Origin of the sequence: Micromonospora sp. NPDC000442 (assembly GCF_042898635.1) — a bacterium.
GTDB lineage: Bacteria > Actinomycetota > Actinomycetes > Mycobacteriales > Micromonosporaceae > Micromonospora.
In genome coordinates, this window is the sequence record NZ_JBIAYZ010000002.1 from 172,074 (window position 1) to 189,409 (window position 17,336).

Here is a 17,336-nt window from a genome sequence, read left to right on the forward strand (position 1 = left end):
GGTGGCCACCGTCCTCCTGGTCGAAGACGATCACGTCGTACGCGGCGCGATGCTTCGTTCCCTCACCGACCGGGGTCACGCCGTACACGCGGTGGGCACCGCCCTGGACGCGCTGCGCCGGGTCGCCGCCGAGACACCGGACCTGGTGGTGCTCGACCTCGGCCTGCCGGATCTGGACGGCTCGGACGCGTTGCGGATGCTCCGGGGCATCACCGACGTGCCGATCATCATCGCCACCGCCCGCGACGACGAGCAGTCCGTGGTCAAGCTGCTCCGGGCCGGTGCCGACGACTACATGATCAAGCCGTTCACCGGCGCGCACCTGGACGCCCGGATCACCACCGTGCTGCGTCGCGCGGGCCGGGCCAGCCGCTCCACCCAGCCGGCCGTGCACAGCGTCGGTGGGCTGCGGGTGGACGTCGGCGAGCGCAGTGCCCAGCTCGACGGCGCGGCGCTGGCGCTGACCCGCAAGGAATTCGACCTGCTGGCGTATCTCGCCGCCCGCCCTGGCCGGGTAGTGTCCCGGCGGGAGCTCTTGGAGGAGGTATGGCGGCAGCCATCGGTCGGCGAGGATCAGACCATCGACGTTCACCTGTACTGGCTACGGCGCAAAATGGGCGAGTCCGCGGCGAAGCCGCGCTACCTGCGCACCGTGCGGGGGGTGGGCTTCCGGCTGGTGGCGCCGGACTGAGAAGGGCGCTGGCCCTGTTGACGGCCGGCGTGGGCGCCCTGCTGGCGCTGGCCTTCCTGGTGCCGCTCGGGCTGACCCTCGGCGGGCAGGCGCGTGAGGAGGCGATCGCCGACGCGGCCCGGCGCAGCGCGCTGGTGACCGGGGCGCTGGCGATCAGCACCGAGTCGGCGGTGGTGACCCGGGCGATCGAGGCCAGCGGCGGCGACCCGGCCACCCGGCCGGTCGTGCACGGGCTCGACGTGGACTCCTCCGCCGGGCGGGCCGACGCCACGCAGCTGGAGCAGGCCCGGGAGCAGGGCCGCTCACTTGTCGTCGACATCGACGGCGGGCTGCTGCGGCTGGATCCGGTGGTGCTGGGCGAGCGGACCGCCGTGGTGGAGGTCTTCGTCCCGGACGCTGTGCTCGACGCCGGTGGCGGCGGCCGGTGGTTGCTGCTGGCCGGGGTGGCAGTCGCGCTTGTGGGCGCCGCGATGCTGGTGGTGGACCGACTCGCCGCCCGCGCGGCCGACGCGAGCCGCGCTCTGGTCAAGGCGGCGCTCGCCATCGGCGACGGCGACCTGGGCGTACGCGTCGAGCCGCACGGCCCGCGCGAGCTGGTCGAGGCCGGCCACGCGTTCAACCGGATGGCGGAGCGGTTGGTGGCGGCTCGCACCGAGGAGCGGGAGCTGGTGGCGGACCTGTCCCACCGGCTGCGTACCCCGCTGACCGTGTTGCGGTTGGACGCCGAGGCACTGGAGTCCGACGACACAAGTGTCGGCTCGTTCAGTCAGGCCGAGCTGGACTACCGGCGCGGCATTCGGCGGATCCGGCAGGCGATCGTCACCCTGGAGGGTGAGATCGATGTACTGATCAAGACCACCCGCAAGGCGGTGGCGACCGAGGCCGCGCCCCCGGCGACGTGCGACGTGAGCGAGGTGGTCCGGGACCGGATGGTGTTCTGGGCCGCTCTCGCCGGTGACCAGAACCGCCCGCACCGGGTCTCCGGTGCCCAACTGCGTATTCCCGCGCCGGTGCCCCGGGCCGAGCTGGCCGCCGCCCTGGACGCGGTGATCGGCAACGTGTTCCGCTACACCCCGCAGGGCACCGCGTTCGAGGTGGCGGTGTCGCGCCGCGACGGGTATGTGGCCATCCGGATCGACGACGCCGGCCCCGGTATCGCCAACCCGGACCGGGCCCTGCGGCGCGGCGCCAGCGACCAGGGCTCCACCGGGCTGGGGCTGGACATCGCCAAGCGGGTGGCGTTGCAGGCCAACGGCTCGGTAAGCATCGACCGGGCCCACCTGGGCGGGGCGAGTGTGGTGATGCTGCTGTCCGACCCGGAGGCGACGCCGCGCCAGGTCAGCCGATTCGGCCTGGTGGGCCGGATGGCTCGGGAGGGCCGGGAGCAGAAGGCCGGTGGACGCCGCTGGCCCCGTCAGCGTCCGACGGACCGCTGACGGCCAGGACCGCCGGATCGCGGCCGGTCGCCTCGGGCTGTGCGACGGCACAAGTCTTTCTTAGATCCGAATTAACCCCGTTCCACCCGACCGGTCCGACTGACAGGATCGCTGCGAACCCAGCAGTTCCACCGGCCTATCGCTCCCAGCGCATTCGGTCGGTGGAGCAGTGCGCGCGGCGGGAGACACGGTCCCCCCACACCTCCTCCCGCCGCGCGCCACCTGGCCGGAGGCGGCCGAGCTGACCGTCTGTGCTCGCCCCCCGCACCTGCCGGAGGGCGATGGCGTCAGCCGCGCTGACCGGCGAGGTAGGTGTCGATCTCCGCGAGGATCCGCTGCTTGCCGGTCTCGTCGAGGAAGGACGCGGTCACCGCGTCGCGGGCCAGCGCGGCCACCCCGTCCGGGCCGGTGTCGAGCAGCCGGGCGGCGACGGCGTACTCGTCGTCCAGGGTGGTGCCGAACATCGGTGGGTCGTCGGAGTTGATGGTCACCTGCACCCCGGCGTCGACCAGCCGGCGCAGCGGGTGCTCGTCGATGTCGGCCACGGCCCGGGTACGCACGTTCGACGTCGGGCAGACCTCCAGCGCGATCCGCCGCTCGGCCAGGTACGCGAGCAGTCGCGGATCCTGCGCGGCGGAGATGCCGTGGCCGATGCGTTCGGCACCCAGCTCGTGCAGCGCGTCCCAGATCGTCTGCGGGCCGGTGGTCTCCCCGGCGTGCGGCACCGACCGCAGCCCGGCCGCGCGGGCCTGGTCGAAGTAGGGCTTGAACTGCGGCCTCGGCACGCCGATCTCCGGGCCGCCGAGGCCGAAGCTGATCAGACCGTCGGGGCGTTGGTCGAGCGCGATCCGCAGCGTCTCCTCGGCGGCCGGCAGGCCCGCCTCGCCGGGAATGTCGAAGCACCAACGCAGCTCGATGCCGAAGTCGGCGGCGGCCCGCTTGCGGGCGTCCTCGATCGCCTCGCAGAACGCAGGTGCCGCAATGCCGCGCCGCACGTGGGAGTAGGGCGTCACGGTCAGCTCGGCGTAGCGGACCTGCTGGCGGGCCAGTTCCCGGGCCACCTCGTGGGTGAGGATCCAGACGTCGTCCGGATCCCGGACCAGGTCCACCACGCTGAGGTACAACTCGACGAAGTGGGCGAAGTCGCGGAAGACGAAGTAGTCGGCCAGCAGCTGCGGGTCCGCCGGGACGGGGCTGCGTCCCTCGTGCCGGGCGGCCAGCTCGGCCACGATGCGGGGCGAGGCGGAGCCGACGTGGTGCACGTGCAGCTCCACCTTGGGCAGTCCGGCGATGAAGGTACGCAGGTCGGTCACGAGTTCTCCTGGGCGAAACCGGTACGGGCGACGAGGAAGATCCGTCGGAACGGGAAGTACACCTGGCCGTGCCGCACCGGGTACGCCTCGGTGAGGCGTACCGCCAGCGCGGTCCGGAAGGCGGACCAGCCGGCGGCGTCCAGCGCGGCCCGGACCGGGCGCAGGGCGGTGCCCTCCAACCAGGTCAGCACGGGGTGGTCCGCGTCGGGACCGGCCGCCAGCAGGTGCACGTAGGTAGTCTCCCAGGCGTCGACGGTGCAGCCGGCGGCGACCAGCGACCCGGCGTAGTCGACCGGGTCGGCGACCGGCGACTCCCGCAGCAGCGGGGTCAACGCCGCCCGCCACGGTGGGCGACCGGCGACCTCGCGCAGCGCCCGGTGGGAGGGCGCGTCGAAGTTTCCCGGCACCTGCACCGCCAGCCAGGCGCCGGCCGGCAGCTCGGTGGCCCAGCGGACGAGCAGGTCCCGGTGGCCGGGCACCCACTGGAGCGCCGCGTTGCTGACCACCACGTCGGTGTCCGGGTCGGGACGCCAGTCGCGGACGTCAGCCACGCGGAAGCTGGCCGGGACGTCCAGCGCGGTGGCCCGCGCGATCATCTCCGGCGAGGAGTCCAGGCCGACGAGCCGACTGTCCGGCCAGCGGGCGGCGAGCACGGCGGTGAGGGTGCCGGGGCCGCAGCCGAGGTCGACCACCTGCCGGGGGCGGTCGGCGCCCACCCGGGCCAGCAGGTCGTGGAAGGGCCGGGACCGTTCGTCGCCGTAGCGCAGGTACGTCGCCGGATCCCACATGGCCGCCCCACCTTTCACATACCGTACGTCCGTCTTGTTTACCGTACGGCCCGCCCCCCGCCGGGGCAAGCCGGGTCACTAGGCTCAGCGTATGGAGCAACGCACGTTCCCCCGCATGGATCGCCAGGTCGGCGTGGTCGGGCTCGGCGCCTGGCAACTCGGCGCCGACTGGGGCACGGTGACCGAGGACGACGCGATGGCGGTGCTCACCGCCGCGGTCGACGCCGGGGTCACCTTCCTGGACACCGCCGACGTGTACGGCGACGGGCGCAGCGAACAGCTGATCGGACGCTTCCTGGCGGCGCACCCCGACGCCGGGCTGACCGTGGCGACCAAGATGGGCCGGCGGGTGGCGCAGACGCCCGAGGCGTACACGCTGGACAACTTCCGTCGGTGGACCGACCGGTCCCGGACGAACCTCGGCATGGATACGCTGGACCTGGTGCAGTTGCACTGCCCGCCGACGGCCGTCTTCGCCACCGACGAGGTCTTCGACGCCCTCGACACCCTGGTGGCCGAGAAGCGCATCGCCGCGTACGGCGTCAGCGTGGAGACCTGCGACGAGGCGCTCACCGCGATCGCCCGGCCCGGGGTGGCCAGCGTCCAGATCATCCTCAACGCGCTGCGCCACAAGCCGCTGGAACGGGTACTGCCGGCCGCCTCGGCCGCCAAGGTCGGCATCATCGCCCGCGTCCCGCTGGCAAGTGGCCTGCTCTCCGGCCGGTACGACGAGCACACCACCTTCGCCGCCGACGACCACCGCAACTACAACCGGCACGGCGAGGCGTTCGACGTCGGCGAGACGTTCTCCGGGGTGGACTTCACCACCGGCCTGGCCGCCGTGCGACGGATCGCCCCGCTGGTGGGCGAGGACCGCACGATGGCCCAGTTCGCGCTGCGCTGGGTGCTCGACCAACCCGGCGTCACCGTGGTCATCCCCGGTGCCCGCGACGCCACCCAGGCCCGCGGCAACGCCGCCGTGGCCAGCCAGCCACCACTGTCCACTGCGGAACTGGCCGAGGTGGCGGCGGTCTACGACGACCTGATCCGCCCCCAGGTGCACCACCGATGGTGAGCGGTGCGCCCGGCGGCGGGCCGTCCGGTGACGGGCCACAGCGGAGGGAGACCGCGATGAACGGTTGGCTTCGGCTCACGCTCGGCCTGTTGGCCGTGGTCGTGGGCGCGGTGTGGACGGTGCAGGGCCTCGGTTACGTCGAGGGCAGCGTGATGACCGGCCAGCGGATCTGGGCGGTACTCGGACCGTTGCTGGTACTTGTCGGGTTGGCCCTGCTCTGGCTCGGCGTACGCGCCCGCAGCCGCCGCTGAGGCCACACCGCAGCCAACGATGCGGAAAGCCCCGCGTCCGGTCGGGACGCGGGGCTTCGCACTGATTCGGGGACTGCCTCGCCACTGGCCGACGGTCGCCGACCGGTGCCTCAGAGGGGGCGGACCTGCTCGGCCTGCGGACCCTTCTGGCCCTGGGCGATCTCGAACTCCACCCGCTGGTTCTCCTCCAGCGTGCGGTAGCCGCTGGACTGGATGGCCGAGAAGTGGACGAACACGTCAGCACCCCCGCCGTCGACGGTGATGAAGCCGAAGCCCTTGTCAGCGTTGAACCACTTCACGGTTCCCTGCGCCATGTGTATCTCCTTCTAAAACTGGCGGCCGAGCACACCGTGCGGCCGGTTGGCCGTTTTCGAGCAGCGGTGCCTGAGGCGGCCCCCGGTGAAGGAGACTTCTCTCAACCCACGCCATCTCTCAACAGCGTGGAACAGCTTAACCACGTACGCAAAAACTCTGCACAACCTAACCGACGAAATTCTCCGACATGTGACCTGACGGATGCGTGGGATCCGTCGGGTGGAGGCGGTGGGACAAGGCGAAAGGCCCTCTCACCGGCAACTGGTGAGAGGGCCTTGACACCGATATTCAGTCCGGCCAACGACCGGTGAGCCGACGCACGCCGACCGCGCCGCCTCGGTCCACAGCAGCCCGAACGACCGAGAAAATGGCTCCCTGCAAGGCGGCCGCCGCGAGGATCTCACCCCAGCGGCGGTCCTCGTCGGTCGGGTTGGGCGCCTCGCCGTCACCGGCCGTCATCTTCCACACCTGGCGGAAGACCGCGCCCGCGATCGCACCGGCGGCGAAGCCCATCAGCACGCCGACCGGCTTGTAGGCGGCCCTGCCGATTCCCTTGCTCACGCACGCCTCCCTCTAATGATCATCAACACCACGGCGGCGGCGACGGCACCGGCCGCAAGGGCGATGAACGGAGCGGGCCCCTGCCGACTCCGTCCCAGTTCGTGGTTGAGACCGGATTGGGCGCGGACCCGGGCGACGGTAAGCGCGGCCTGCTCGCGTACCCGCTCCCGGGCCTGATCCGCCGAGGACTTCAGTCGCTTCTTCACGTCGGCCTTGGCGGCCAGCGCCTCCATCGTCTCGCCCAGCTCGACGCGGGTGCGCCGGATCTCCTCCCGCAGCGCCTCCGTGTCACCCGTACCGTTGCCCGTCATGCCCGTCCCCTGTCCTTCACCGCAGCGCTGACCACGTCGACGTCGGCCCGCAGGCTGCGCACGGTCGCCTCGGGCACCGGCGGGACCGCGCGGCTGACCCGGCGCTTGCCGATCAGCGCGAGCACTCCGGCGACCAGGAACAGCGCCACCGCCACGATCAGGGCGGCTGCCCACGCCGGCAGCACCAGGGCCAGCAGGAGGATCGCGGCGGTCACCAGTGCACCCAGACCGAAGAAGGCGAGGGCGCCCCCACCGGCGAACAGGCCGACACCGATACCGGCCTGTTTGCCCTTCTCGGTCAGCTCGGCGCGGGCCAGCGCCAGTTCGTCCCGAACCAGGCGCGAGACCTGCTCGGTCGCCCGCTGGACCAGTTCGGCGGTGGACGGCTCGGTCCCGTTGTGGGACGTACGCCCGTTGTGGGACGTACGGGCGTTCGCCACGTCAGCCATGCTGTCCCCCTCTCGTCATCACCGCGCTGTATGCCCGGAGTCGCCGCTCGTCAATCCTGTTCCCGAAAAAGGGGGCAGAAGCGTCGGGCAGCACGTCCCCGCCGAACGCCGCGCCAAACCTCCACATCCGAGTGGATAACGAGGTGGTCAGCGGCGAGGTTCGGCGGGCTCCCGAGGTTCGACGGTCTCGTCGGGGCCGACGAAGGCCTCGTTGCGGGCGTGGCCGTCGTCGCTGCCACCGAAGATTCGGGCGTCGTCGGGCACCTCGGCCTCGGCCCGGCGGCGCCCCGAGTGCCGCGGCTGGACCCACTGCCACGGCAGGTCGCTTCCGCCGTCGCCGACCTCCGTACGAAGTCGGGGCATCGCGGTGGGGCGGTGGTCGCGTACCCACGCCACCAGATGTTCCCGCACGCGACAGCGCAGGTCCCACAGCGCGCCCGCGTTTGCGGCGCTCACCAGCGCGCGAACCTTGATCATCCCGCCGGTCGCATCGATGACCTGGAGGACACAGACCCGGCCGTCCCACAGCTCGGTGCTCTCGACCAGCCGGCGTAGTTCCTCCCGCATGGCCTGCACCGGGATCGACCAGTCGACCTCGAACTCGGCCGTGCCCAGGACCTTCGCCTCGGTCCGGGTCCAGTTCTGGAACGGCGTGCTGGTGAAGTAGGAGGTGGGCAGGATCAGCCGCCGGTCGTCCCAGATCTGGACCACCACGTAGCTGAGGGTCAGTTCCTCGATCCGGCCCCACTCTCCCTCGACCACCACCACGTCGTCGAGGCGTACCGCGTCGCTGAAGGCGAGTTGCAGACCGGCGAAGACGTTGCCCAGCAGGCTCTGCGCGGCCAGGGCGGCGACGACACCGACCACACCGGCGCTGGTCAGTACGCCGGCACCGATGCCCCGCACGGCGGGGAAGGTCATCAGCATCACGCCGAGGGTGAGCACGACGATCACCACGATCGTCACCCGGCGCAGCATCACCACCTGGGTACGCACCCGCCGGGCGTGCCGGTTGTCCGGCACGTCCACCCGGAACCGGGCCAGCGCGGTGTCCTCCACCACCACCAGCAGCGAGGCGACCAGCCAGGCCACGGCGGCGATGACGGCGAGCACCAGCAGGTGCAGCAACGCCTGGCGCCAGCCGGTGCCGATCGCGTACCCGGTGCTGAACCGGACGGCGAGCTGCACGGCGAGCACGGTGGCGGCGACCTGGAACGAGCGGTGCGCGTGCTCGGTCAACTCGGTCAGCAGCAGCGATCGACGGCCCCACCGGCGGGTGAGACGATGCACCACCTCGACCACGGCAAGAGCGATCGCCGCCGCGGCGAGCGTGGCGACGACCGTCCCGAGGTAGCTGTCCACGTGGCGCTTCTCCTTCCGGCCCGACGGCGGCCCCCGGCGGTGACGTCCGGCGCACGGGCGATCAAGATCCGGCAAAGGGGCAATGGTGCCTTGGATTGCCGGCCCCGGCCACCGCGGGGGTGGCCGGGGAGGAGAAGGTCATACCTTGCGGTAGCGGGACTGGAGGAAGCAGTAGACGCCGAAGGCGGCGATACCCAGCGCGATGAGGATGAGCAGGATGGTGCCGAACGACTGGTCACGCAGGGTCCGGAGGGCGGCGTCCAGACCACGGGCCTTCTCCGGGTCGTAGTTCACCGCGGCCAGTATGACCAGCAGGCCGGTGACGGCGAAGGCGACACCCCGGGAGGCGTATCCGGCCATGCCGAGCCGGCGGGCGAGCTGCCGGGTCTTGGCGTTCATCTCGCCGGTCTTCAGCCGCTTCATGAACTTCTTCTTGACGCCGTAGATCGTCATACCGACGCCGATGCCCAGGAGCACCAGGCCGGCGAGGCCGACCAGCCACCGGCCGCCGGTGGACTCCATCATCCGGGCGGTCAGGCCCTCCTGCTGGGAGGCGCTGTCGGAGTTGGCGTCGGAGAAGACCTTCCAGGCGGTCCAGGCCAGCCATAGGTAGATGACGGTGCGGGCGGCGGAGATGATCCGTTCCTTGAGCCGGTCGTTGCCCCGCTCGGTGCGGTGCCCGACGGCCGCCTCGAGTGCCTGCCAGATCGCCATGGCGAGCATGCCCACGGCGATGGCGATGACCAGGAACTGGCCCATGGGTTGCGCGGCGAGGGTACGCAGCGCGCCGGACTGGTCGCCGTCGTCGGACGAGCTGCCGAACGCGATCTGCAGCGCCAGCCAGCCGAACAGCAGGTGCACGATCCCGTAGCCGATGAAACCGGCCCGGGCGAGGAGTTCCAGCCACCGGCTGTCGGCCGTACGGGCGGCGGTGGCTTCGGCGTTCCGGGTAAGAGACATGGCGCCTCAATCTCCGAACGCGAAGATTTCCAAACGTGCTGGCCGCCGCCCCGGATCGCGTCAGCCGCCGTTACGCGCGATGCGGACCTTCACCTCGGTATCGGTGACGCTGTCCAGGGTGACCGCGAGGCCACCGACGTCGGCCGCCTGCTGGCCGACCGTGAGGGAGAGCTGCTCGCCGCCGACCTCGATGGTGGCCACGTCGTCCTGCGCCTCGACCAGACGGGCCTCGACGCCGAGGATGTTGGCCCGGGCGTCCACGCCCCGGTCGAAGGTCACCGTGCAGGCGTCCAGCCCGCAGTCGGTGCTGGCCCCCTCGGAGCTGCAACCGGCCAGCAGGGCCGCGCCGAGCGCGAGACCGGCCAGCAGTCCGGCGAGTCGGGTGGGGGTGCCACGGGTGGGAATGAGCGGGGTCCTGCCGGCGGGGAGTCGGTTCGTCACGCCGTCAAGCGTACGAGACCCCGGCGAACCGACCGGTTGGGTCGACCGGCGATGGACAATGCAGGGGTGAGCATGCTTGTCGAGGACAATCCCGCCAAACACCGCTACGAGATCCTGGTCGACGACGCGCTCGCCGGCTTCACCGCGTACCTGCCCCGCGACCAGGTGCTGATCTTCACGCACACCGAGGTGGACTCGGCCTTCCAGAACATGGGCGTCGGTTCGGCGTTGATGCGTGGCACCCTGGACCAGGTCCGCGCGCAGCGGCAGCGGGTGGTGCCACGTTGCCCGTTCATGGCCGCCTTCATCGAACGCCACCCGGAGTACGCCGACCTGGTCACCAGCCCGGACTGACGGCACCGCCGGCGAGCAGCTCGGCCGCGGCCCGACCGGCGGCCCGGGTGGCGCCGTGGGTGGCGACGTGCACCGCGCCGGTGACCAGCGCGGGCACACCGAGTTCGACGACCACCGCGTCGGGGCGGACGGCCAGCGCCCGGTCGACCGCATCCCGCATCCAGGCGTGCCGGTGCAGGTCGCGGACCACCAGCACCAGGGGCCGGCCGGTGGCGTCGGCGGCCAGGTCGGCCGGCACCGAGTGCTCGACGTGCCGGACGCTCGTGGTGCCCGGCACGAGGGCGGCCAGCGGTGCCGCCACCCCCCAGGGGGTCTCCGACCCGATCGCGATGTTGTGCGGCGGCTGGAACTCCACCACGTGCGCCGGGCCGGTCAGCGGCAGCGTCGTGGCCGGGGCATCGCCGGTGGTTACCCGGACGGCACGTCGCGCCGCGACCAGTCCGACAGCCGAGCCGCCGGCCGGGCTTGCGGACCGGGCGGTACGGGCCGCCGCCGTCCAGGCGGCGAGTTGGCCGACCCGCTTGGCCGCCTCGGTCAGCCGCTCCTCGGGCAGCTCGCCGGCGACGACCGCGTCGACGATGGCGTCGCGCAGGTGCCGGGCCGTCTCCTCGTCGGCGTGTTCGCCGCCCACACAGATCGCGTCCGCCCCGGCGGCCAGGGCACGCACCGCCGCACCGGCGAAACCGTAGCGGTCGGCCACCGCGCCCATCTCCACCGCGTCGGTCACCACGACTCCGTCGAAGCCCATCTCCTCGCGCAGCAGGCCACCGAGAATACGGCCGCTCAGAGTGGCCGGCAGGTCGGGATCCAGGGCCGGCACCAGCAGGTGCCCGGTCATCACCGCCTGGACGCCCGCCGCCACCGCGGCCCGGAACGGAGCCAGTTCGACGGCGTGCAGCCGGGCCCGGTCGGCGTCGATGCGGGGCAGATCGTGATGGGAATCGACGCGGGTGTCACCGTGGCCGGGAAAGTGCTTCGCGCAGGCGGCGACGCCACCGGACTGGAGGCCGCGTACCCAGGCGGTGGTGTGCCGGGCGACAAGCGACGGCTCGGCGCCGAACGAACGGACGCCGATCACCGGGTTGTCCGGGTTGGAGTTGACGTCGACGTCCGGCGCGTAGTTGAGCGTGATCCCGGCGGCCGCGAGTTCCACGCCGAGATCGCGGGCGACCTCCTCGGTCAGCGCCGGATCGTCCACCGCGCCGAGCGCCAGGTTGCCCGGTCGGGAGCTGCCCCGGCCGGACTCGATGCGGGTGACGTCGCCCGCCTCCTCGTCGATGGCGACGATCACGTCGGGCCGCTCCGCGCGCAGCGCGGCGGTCAGCGCGGCGACCTGCGCGGGATCGACGACGTTACGGCTGAACAGCACCACCGAGCCGAGCCCGTCGCCGAGCCAGCGGCAGATCCAGGCAGGTGGGACGGTGCCGACGAAACCGGGCTGGAGGACCGCGGCCGCCAGGGCCGCCAGGTTTCCGTTGCGCTCGACTCGCTCGCTCATGCCGGCACTCCGCTTCGCTGCGTGCCGCCATGGGGCACCGCCACGCTGAGTTGATGATTCGCTCGCTGCCGCTCGCTCATTCGGCGCTGTACCCCCGCGTGTTCCGCCGTGGACTCCCCCGCCAGCCGGCGGTGCAGACATGGTCACACCGCGCCACTCAATAGTCAATAAACCTTACAGTTGCCTTGGGAGCGCTGCACCGCGACAGTGCGGGTATGGACCCCGTGCTGCTGGCCGACGCGACGAGCCCGGCCGACATCCCCGGCGTACGCCTGCTCGGCCTGGTGGTCGGCGGCCTGCTGCTGCTCCTCGCCATCCGCGCGATGTTCCGCCGCTGACCACCCGCCGGGTGTGACCGGTGCCCGCCGGGGTACCGCCTGCCGCACAGGCGGCGGCCCCGAGGGGGAGAAATGAAGATCGGATACTTCCTGTCCACCGAGGAGTACGCGCCGGCCGAGCTGCTCGACCAGGCCCGGGCCGCCGAGCGGGCCGGCTTCGAGGCGCTGTGGATCTCCGATCACTACCATCCCTGGACGGACGCCCAGGGGCAGAGCCCCTTCGTCTGGTCGATGATCGGGGCGCTGAGCCAGGTCTGCCGGCTACCGGTCACCACCGCCGTCACCTGCCCGACCGTACGCATCCACCCCGCGGTGCTCGCCCAGGCCGCGGCGACCAGCGCGGTGCTGCACTCCGGCCGGTTCGTCCTCGGGGTGGGCTCCGGCGAGGCACTCAACGAACACATCCTCGGCGGCCCGTGGCCGCAGGCCGGCGTCCGGCTGGAGATGCTGGAGGAGGCGGTCGAGGTAATGCGCAAGCTGTGGCGCGGTGGCTTCGTCAACCACCACGGCCGGCACTACCAGGTGGAGCACGCCCGGATCTACACGCTGCCCGAGACGCCCCCGCCGATCTACGTCTCCGCATTCGGGCCGAAGGCGGTGGACCTGGCCGCGCGGATCGGCGACGGCTTCGTCAACACCACGCCCGACGCCGAGCTGGTGAGCCGGTTCCGGGACAACGGCGGGGGCGACAAGCCCTGCCAGGCCGGTTTCAAGGCCGCGTACGCGCCGACGGTCGAGGAGGGCATGCGGCTGGCGTACGAGCGCTGGCCGACCGAGGCGATCCCCGGTGAGCTGCTCCAGGTCCTGCCCTCGCCCCGCCACTTCGAGCAGGCCGCCACGCTGGTGGGCCCGGAGGCGATGCGGGAGGCGTTCGTCTGCGGCAACGACGCCGACGCCCACCTGGCGAGGATCGACGCGTACGCGACTGCCGGTTTCGACGAGGTCTACGTCGCCAACACCGGACCGAACTGGCAGGGGCTGCTCGACCTGTACCAGCGCGAGGTGCTGCCCCGGGTGCGTTGATCAACCGGGGTTTCGGCGCGGATCCTCCCGGGTACCTGCGGCCTTCGATGAAGCTGACCACGCACTCGATGTCGTTGCGCCGAGCCGCGCGCAGCCTGTTCGGTTGGACCGCCCTGCGGCCCAACCAGTTGGCCGCGATGCGCGCCGTGATGCGCCGCCGCGACGCCCTGGTGGTGCTGCCCACCGGCGCCGGCAAGTCGGCGATCTACCAGATCCCGGCCAGCCTGATCCCCGGCCCGACCGTGGTGATCTCCCCCCTCCTGGCACTTCAGCAGGACCAGATCGCCGCGCTCAACGAGCGACAGCGCTCGGAACTGCGAGCGGTCCGGATCAGCTCGGACGAGACCGCGGCCCAGCAGGCCGAGGCGATCGCCGAGATCCGCGACGGGCGGGCCGAGTTCCTCTTCATCACCCCGGAACAGTTGGCCAACCCCGACCGGCTGGCCGAGGTCCGGGACCTCAAGCCGGCGCTGGTGGCGATCGACGAGGCGCACTGCATCTCCGCCTGGGGCCACGACTTCCGGCCGGACTACCTGGCCCTCGGGCAGCTCATCGAGGGCATCGGCCGGCCACCGGTGGTGGCGCTGACCGCCACCGCCTCCCCACCGGTACGCGACGACATCGTCGACCGGCTGCGGCTACGCAAGCCCGAGATCGTGGTGTCCGGACTGGACCGGCCCAACCTCTTCTTCGAGGTGGCGCACTGCCCCACCGAGGACTACCGGTGGCGGCGCCTGATCGCCCTGCTGCGCGAGGACGGGCGACCCGGCATCATCTACGTGCCCACCCGCCGCGCCGCCGAGGAACTGTCCGCCCGGCTGACCGACGCGGGCTTTCCCGCGCAGTACTACCACGGCGGAATGCCCGCCAACGCCCGCGCCCGGCTGCACGAGGCGTTCCTCGCCGACCAGGTGCCGATCATGGTGGCGACCTCGGCCTTCGGCATGGGCATCGACAAGCCCAACATCGCCTGGGTGGTGCACATGGCGCTGCCCGACTCGCCGGACAGCTACTTCCAGGAGATCGGCCGCGCCGGCCGCGACGGCCAGCCGGCCCGGGTCCTGCTGCTCTGGCAGGCCGAGGACGTCGGGCTGCAACGCTACTTCAGCGGTGGCCTGCCCGACGCCACCGAGCTGCGCGACCTGGCCGCGTTGCTGCACAAGGAACCGACCACCCGTAAGGAACTGCGCGAGGTGACCGGGCTCGGCCCCCGCAAGCTCGGGCAGTACCTCGCCCTGCTGGAGCAGGTAGGCGCCGCTCAGCAGGCGGGGCAACGGGTCGGCGCCCCCCGCTACGCCCCCACCCCGGTCGACGCGGCGGCGGCCGCGGTGGCCGAGGCGGAACGGCAGCAGAGCCTGACCCGGTCGCGTACCGACATGATGCGGGCCTTCGCCGAGACCAGCGCCTGCCGGGGACAGACGCTACTTGCCTACTTCGGCGAGCAGATGACCGAGATCTGCGGGCACTGCGACAACTGCCACGCCGGCACCAGCGTGCCCGACGACGGCTCGGTCGGCCCGTTCCCGGTGCACAGCCAGGTGCGGCACGCCGAGTGGGGCTCCGGCCTGGTGCTCAGCTACGAGGAGGATCGGATGACGGTCCTGTTCGACGAGGTCGGGTACAAGACGCTGTCGGTGAGCGTGGTGTCCGAACAGGGTCTGCTCACCCTGGACTAACCTGAGCCGGCCGCCGCCGGCGACTGGGCCGTGTCGAGCCGGCCGGTTCCGGCGACTGGACCAGACCGGGCCGCACCACCGCCGGCGGTAGGGCTGACGAGGACGTGAACGACGAACGGGAGGGGCGGGTCGTGATCGAAGAACCGGCGTACACCGGTTTCGGTTTCTCCGACGAGGAGTGGGGGCTGCTGGTCGGCCTGCCACAGTCGGTGCTCACCGCGGCGAGCGCCGCCGAGTCCGACGGGACCAAGGCGACGATGGCCGAGGGTGCCGCCGGTCTGGAGACCATCTCCGGCGGACGGGAGTCGGCCAGCCCGCTGGTGGCCGCCGTGGCCGGCGAGATCGTCACCCGGGTCGGTGACCCGGAGGCCGGTGAGGAGCTGCCGGTCATCGAGCCCGCGGATCCGCGCGGCTACGCCGAGGACGTGCTGGGCCGGGCCAAGGAGGCGTCGGCGCTGCTGGCGGCCAAGGTGGACGAGGGCGAGGCGGGCGCGTACCGGCACTGGCTGGTGGAGATCGCCGAGCAGGTCGTCGGCGCCGCCAGCACCGGCGGCGTGCTCGGCCTGGGCGGCACCGAGGTCAGCCCCTCCGAGCGCCGCTTCCGCGACCGCCTCTCCCAGATCCTCAACGACTGACCCCTCCCCCACCCTCCCCCCGTAAGCCCTGTTGATCATGAGGTTAGCGGCACCAGCGGAGATCAGGACCGCCGCTAACCTCATGATCAACTCGGTGGGTGGGGGTGGGGGGTGGGTGGGGTGGGGTGGGGTTAGGCGATTCGGCGGCGGAAGAGTAGGGCGGACAGGAGCATCGCTACGGCGAGCAGGCCGACGAACCAGATGACCGCCCGGGTCGGTGCCGTACCGACCGGGGTGTCCAGCAGCAGTCCGCGCAGCGACTCGATGACCGGCGTGACCGGTTGGTGCTCGGCGAAGCCACGCAGCCAGCTGGGCATGGTCTCGACCGGCACAAAGGCGCTGCTCGGATACGGCAGGAACATCACCAGGAAGGTGTAGCCGTTGGCCGCCTCCGGGGTCCGGGCCAGCAGGCCGAACGCCGCCGACAACCAGGACACCGCCAGCAGGAACAGCAGCAGCACGCCGGCGGCGGCCAACCAGCGCAGCGGCGCGACGGCCGGCCGGAACCCGATGGCCACGGCCACCCCCAGCACCAGCACCGTGGAGACCGTGTTGCGGGCCACGCTCGCCACCACGTGCCCGGCGAGGATCGAGGTGGCGCCGACGTCCATCGTGCGTAGCCGTTCGATCATCCCGTTGGTCAGGTCGGTGGTGACACTGACCGCCGTGCCGGCCGCACCGAAGCCGGCGCAGAGCAGCAGCACACCGGGCACCACGTAGGTCACGTAGGCCGAACCGGTCTCGATCGCCCCGCCGAACAGGTAGACGAAGAGCAGCATCAGGATCACCGGCAGCAGCAGCGAGGTGAGCAGCGCGTCGACGTTGCGCCGGGACAGCCGCACGCAACGGCCGATCATCACCGCGGCGTGCATCGGCCGCACAGTCAGCTCAGACACGGGCCACCTCCCGCTCGGGGCTGGCCGGACGGCCGGTGAGGGTGAAGAAGACGTCGTCGAGGGTCGCCTCCCGGACGGTGAACCGGACCACCCCGTGCCGGTCCGGATCGACCTCGTCGAGCAGGCGACGTACCTGGGGTGCGCTGCCGTCGGTGGCCACGGACAACGCCAGCCGGGCCGGCTCGCGGTGGGTGACCCGGTCGCCCAACCGCCGCGCCGCCTCGGCCAGACCGGCGGCGTCGCGCCAGGTCAGCTCCAACCGCTGGGCACCGAACCGGCGTTTGAGGTCGCTCGCCGTCCCCTCGGCGACGAGCCCACCGCCGTGCAGCACCATGATCCGGTCGGCGAGCTGGTCGGCCTCCTCCAGGTACTGCGTGGTGAGCAGCACCGTCACCCCGGCACCGGCCAACTCGCCGATCACCTCCCACAGCCCCTGCCGGCTGCGCGGATCGAGGCCGGTGGTGGGCTCGTCCAGGAAGATCACCGACGGGGCACCGACCAGGCTGGCCGCCAGGTCGAGGCGCCGCCGCATTCCGCCGGAGTACGTCACCACCCGTCGCCCGGCGGCGTCGGCCAGGTCGAAGCGGTCCAGCAGCGCCGTGGCGCGGGCGCGGGCCGCGGGTACCCGCAGCCCGGCGAGCCGGGCCAGCATGGTCAGGTTCTCCACGCCGGTCTGCCCGTCGTCGAGCGCCGCGTGCTGGCCGGCGAGGCTGATCGCCCGGCGTACCCGCCGCCGCTGCCGCACCACGTCGTGACCGGCGACCCGGGCGGTACCCGAATCCGGCCGGGTCAGCGTCGCCAGGATCCGCACCGTGGTGGTCTTGCCGGCCCCGTTCTGGCCCAGCAGAGCGTGCACCCCGCCAGTGGGTACCCGCAGGGTAAGCCCGTCGAGCACGACCACATCCCCGAAGGACTTGCGCAGGTCGACAAGTTCGACCGACGGCGGTCCGTTCACCATGAACA

21 protein-coding genes are annotated in these 17,336 nt (G+C 72.0%); 9 read left to right on the forward strand and 12 right to left on the reverse strand.

From position 1 onward, the window contains the following. The first annotated feature begins 1 nt into the window (after position 1). Together ACFY2A_RS03490 and ACFY2A_RS03495 are read left to right on the forward strand one after the other, a co-directional pair. Positions 2-691 (forward strand): response regulator transcription factor, encoded by a 690-nt coding sequence (locus ACFY2A_RS03490; protein ID WP_363918869.1) that lies wholly within the window; start codon positions 2-4, stop codon positions 689-691. 17 nt (positions 692-708) lie between these two features. Continuing rightward, positions 709-2,127 (forward strand): ATP-binding protein, encoded by a 1,419-nt coding sequence (locus tag ACFY2A_RS03495; protein WP_387167883.1) that lies wholly within the window; start codon positions 709-711, stop codon positions 2,125-2,127. A 287-nt stretch (positions 2,128-2,414) separates the two neighbouring features. Here the strand turns inward: ACFY2A_RS03495 and ACFY2A_RS03500 are convergent, their stop codons facing one another. Together ACFY2A_RS03500 and ACFY2A_RS03505 are read right to left on the reverse strand one after the other, a co-directional pair. Further along, positions 2,415-3,440 (reverse strand): adenosine deaminase, encoded by a 1,026-nt coding sequence (locus tag ACFY2A_RS03500; RefSeq protein ID WP_387167886.1) that lies wholly within the window; start codon positions 3,438-3,440, stop codon positions 2,415-2,417. Then, positions 3,437-4,228, reverse strand: coding sequence for a trans-aconitate 2-methyltransferase (locus ACFY2A_RS03505; RefSeq protein WP_387167889.1), 792 nt, complete (start codon positions 4,226-4,228; stop codon positions 3,437-3,439). Before ACFY2A_RS03505 ends, ACFY2A_RS03500 begins: the two co-directional genes overlap by 4 nt. 91 nt (positions 4,229-4,319) lie before the next feature. On the opposite strand from ACFY2A_RS03505, the gene ACFY2A_RS03510 reads away from it, so the two are divergent. Beyond that, complete coding sequence (locus tag ACFY2A_RS03510) at positions 4,320-5,303, forward strand: aldo/keto reductase (RefSeq protein WP_387167892.1); 984 nt, start codon at positions 4,320-4,322, stop codon at positions 5,301-5,303. A gap of 56 nt (positions 5,304-5,359) precedes the next feature. Then, entirely contained in the window at positions 5,360-5,554 is a 195-nt protein-coding gene (locus ACFY2A_RS03515; RefSeq protein WP_363918877.1) for a hypothetical protein, read from the forward strand. Positions 5,555-5,664: 110 nt separating this feature from the next. On the opposite strand, the gene ACFY2A_RS03520 is transcribed toward ACFY2A_RS03515, so the two are convergent. From ACFY2A_RS03520 to ACFY2A_RS03550, 7 genes are all read right to left on the reverse strand, one after another. Beyond that, positions 5,665-5,868: a cold-shock protein gene (locus tag ACFY2A_RS03520; RefSeq protein WP_013732668.1), complete on the reverse strand. Its 204-nt coding sequence runs from the start codon at positions 5,866-5,868 to the stop codon at positions 5,665-5,667. Between the two features lie 289 nt (positions 5,869-6,157). Further along, entirely contained in the window at positions 6,158-6,430 is a 273-nt protein-coding gene (locus ACFY2A_RS03525; RefSeq protein WP_363918879.1) for a DUF4235 domain-containing protein, read from the reverse strand. Continuing rightward, positions 6,427-6,741 (reverse strand): DUF3618 domain-containing protein, encoded by a 315-nt coding sequence (locus ACFY2A_RS03530; RefSeq protein WP_387167898.1) that lies wholly within the window; start codon positions 6,739-6,741, stop codon positions 6,427-6,429. Before ACFY2A_RS03530 ends, ACFY2A_RS03525 begins: the two co-directional genes overlap by 4 nt. After that, positions 6,738-7,190 (reverse strand): phage holin family protein, encoded by a 453-nt coding sequence (locus ACFY2A_RS03535; RefSeq protein WP_387167901.1) that lies wholly within the window; start codon positions 7,188-7,190, stop codon positions 6,738-6,740. Before ACFY2A_RS03535 ends, ACFY2A_RS03530 begins: the two co-directional genes overlap by 4 nt. 147 nt (positions 7,191-7,337) lie before the next feature. Then, positions 7,338-8,552: a mechanosensitive ion channel family protein gene (locus ACFY2A_RS03540; RefSeq protein WP_387167904.1), complete on the reverse strand. Its 1,215-nt coding sequence runs from the start codon at positions 8,550-8,552 to the stop codon at positions 7,338-7,340. Positions 8,553-8,690: 138 nt separating this feature from the next. After that, the gene (locus ACFY2A_RS03545; RefSeq protein WP_387167908.1) at positions 8,691-9,512 is read right to left on the reverse strand and encodes a DUF1206 domain-containing protein; all 822 of its coding nucleotides are present in this window, start codon (positions 9,510-9,512) and stop codon (positions 8,691-8,693) included. A 60-nt stretch (positions 9,513-9,572) separates the two neighbouring features. Further along, on the reverse strand, positions 9,573-9,953 hold the full coding sequence (locus ACFY2A_RS03550; protein ID WP_387167911.1) for a hypothetical protein: 381 nt from the start codon (positions 9,951-9,953) through the stop codon (positions 9,573-9,575). 72 nt (positions 9,954-10,025) lie between these two features. Here ACFY2A_RS03550 and ACFY2A_RS03555 point away from each other — a divergent pair, with 72 nt between their 5' ends. Next, positions 10,026-10,307 carry a GNAT family N-acetyltransferase gene (locus tag ACFY2A_RS03555; protein WP_363919458.1) on the forward strand — a complete coding sequence of 94 codons (282 nt, stop codon included), beginning with the start codon at positions 10,026-10,028 and terminating at the stop codon, positions 10,305-10,307. Here the strand turns inward: ACFY2A_RS03555 and ACFY2A_RS03560 are convergent. Continuing rightward, positions 10,291-11,805, reverse strand: coding sequence for a glycoside hydrolase family 3 protein (locus tag ACFY2A_RS03560; RefSeq protein WP_387167914.1), 1,515 nt, complete (start codon positions 11,803-11,805; stop codon positions 10,291-10,293). The two genes, ACFY2A_RS03555 and ACFY2A_RS03560, sit on opposite strands and share 17 nt — an antisense overlap. Positions 11,806-12,020: 215 nt before the next feature. Between ACFY2A_RS03560 and ACFY2A_RS03565 the strand changes: the two genes are divergently transcribed. The 4 genes from ACFY2A_RS03565 to ACFY2A_RS03580 all read left to right on the forward strand — a co-directional run bounded on the left by ACFY2A_RS03565 (position 12,021) and on the right by ACFY2A_RS03580 (position 15,477). Then, positions 12,021-12,143 (forward strand): hypothetical protein, encoded by a 123-nt coding sequence (locus tag ACFY2A_RS03565; protein ID WP_278181633.1) that lies wholly within the window; start codon positions 12,021-12,023, stop codon positions 12,141-12,143. 72 nt (positions 12,144-12,215) lie between these two features. Continuing rightward, entirely contained in the window at positions 12,216-13,166 is a 951-nt protein-coding gene (locus ACFY2A_RS03570) for a TIGR03557 family F420-dependent LLM class oxidoreductase (protein WP_387167917.1), read from the forward strand. A 47-nt stretch (positions 13,167-13,213) separates the two neighbouring features. Beyond that, on the forward strand, positions 13,214-14,842 hold the full coding sequence (locus tag ACFY2A_RS03575; protein ID WP_387167921.1) for a RecQ family ATP-dependent DNA helicase: 1,629 nt from the start codon (positions 13,214-13,216) through the stop codon (positions 14,840-14,842). Between the two features lie 131 nt (positions 14,843-14,973). After that, on the forward strand, positions 14,974-15,477 hold the full coding sequence (locus ACFY2A_RS03580; RefSeq protein WP_363919460.1) for a hypothetical protein: 504 nt from the start codon (positions 14,974-14,976) through the stop codon (positions 15,475-15,477). A 131-nt stretch (positions 15,478-15,608) separates the two neighbouring features. Here the strand turns inward: ACFY2A_RS03580 and ACFY2A_RS03585 are convergent, their stop codons facing one another. Both ACFY2A_RS03585 and ACFY2A_RS03590 read right to left on the reverse strand, forming a co-directional pair. After that, positions 15,609-16,373 carry an ABC transporter permease gene (locus tag ACFY2A_RS03585; RefSeq protein WP_363918896.1) on the reverse strand — a complete coding sequence of 255 codons (765 nt, stop codon included), beginning with the start codon at positions 16,371-16,373 and terminating at the stop codon, positions 15,609-15,611. Continuing rightward, positions 16,366-17,331, reverse strand: a complete 966-nt coding sequence (locus tag ACFY2A_RS03590) for an ATP-binding cassette domain-containing protein (protein ID WP_387167924.1) — start codon at positions 17,329-17,331, stop codon at positions 16,366-16,368. Before ACFY2A_RS03590 ends, ACFY2A_RS03585 begins: the two co-directional genes overlap by 8 nt. Positions 17,332-17,336: the final 5 nt, after the last annotated feature.

Coding starts and splice junctions, on each gene's coding strand:
- ACFY2A_RS03520 (WP_013732668.1), bottom strand. CDS start 5,868: ATGGCGCAGGGAACCGTGAAGTGGTTCAACGCTGACAAGGGCTTCGGC.
- ACFY2A_RS03515 (WP_363918877.1), top strand. CDS start 5,360: ATGAACGGTTGGCTTCGGCTCACGCTCGGCCTGTTGGCCGTGGTCGTG.
- ACFY2A_RS03535 (WP_387167901.1), bottom strand. CDS start 7,190: ATGGCTGACGTGGCGAACGCCCGTACGTCCCACAACGGGCGTACGTCC.
- ACFY2A_RS03530 (WP_387167898.1), bottom strand. CDS start 6,741: ATGACGGGCAACGGTACGGGTGACACGGAGGCGCTGCGGGAGGAGATC.
- ACFY2A_RS03545 (WP_387167908.1), bottom strand. CDS start 9,512: ATGTCTCTTACCCGGAACGCCGAAGCCACCGCCGCCCGTACGGCCGAC.
- ACFY2A_RS03575 (WP_387167921.1), top strand. CDS start 13,214: ATGAAGCTGACCACGCACTCGATGTCGTTGCGCCGAGCCGCGCGCAGC.
- ACFY2A_RS03570 (WP_387167917.1), top strand. CDS start 12,216: ATGAAGATCGGATACTTCCTGTCCACCGAGGAGTACGCGCCGGCCGAG.
- ACFY2A_RS03560 (WP_387167914.1), bottom strand. CDS start 11,805: ATGAGCGAGCGAGTCGAGCGCAACGGAAACCTGGCGGCCCTGGCGGCC.
- ACFY2A_RS03565 (WP_278181633.1), top strand. CDS start 12,021: ATGGACCCCGTGCTGCTGGCCGACGCGACGAGCCCGGCCGACATCCCC.
- ACFY2A_RS03505 (WP_387167889.1), bottom strand. CDS start 4,228: ATGTGGGATCCGGCGACGTACCTGCGCTACGGCGACGAACGGTCCCGG.
- ACFY2A_RS03555 (WP_363919458.1), top strand. CDS start 10,026: ATGCTTGTCGAGGACAATCCCGCCAAACACCGCTACGAGATCCTGGTC.
- ACFY2A_RS03590 (WP_387167924.1), bottom strand. CDS start 17,331: ATGGTGAACGGACCGCCGTCGGTCGAACTTGTCGACCTGCGCAAGTCC.
- ACFY2A_RS03510 (WP_387167892.1), top strand. CDS start 4,320: ATGGAGCAACGCACGTTCCCCCGCATGGATCGCCAGGTCGGCGTGGTC.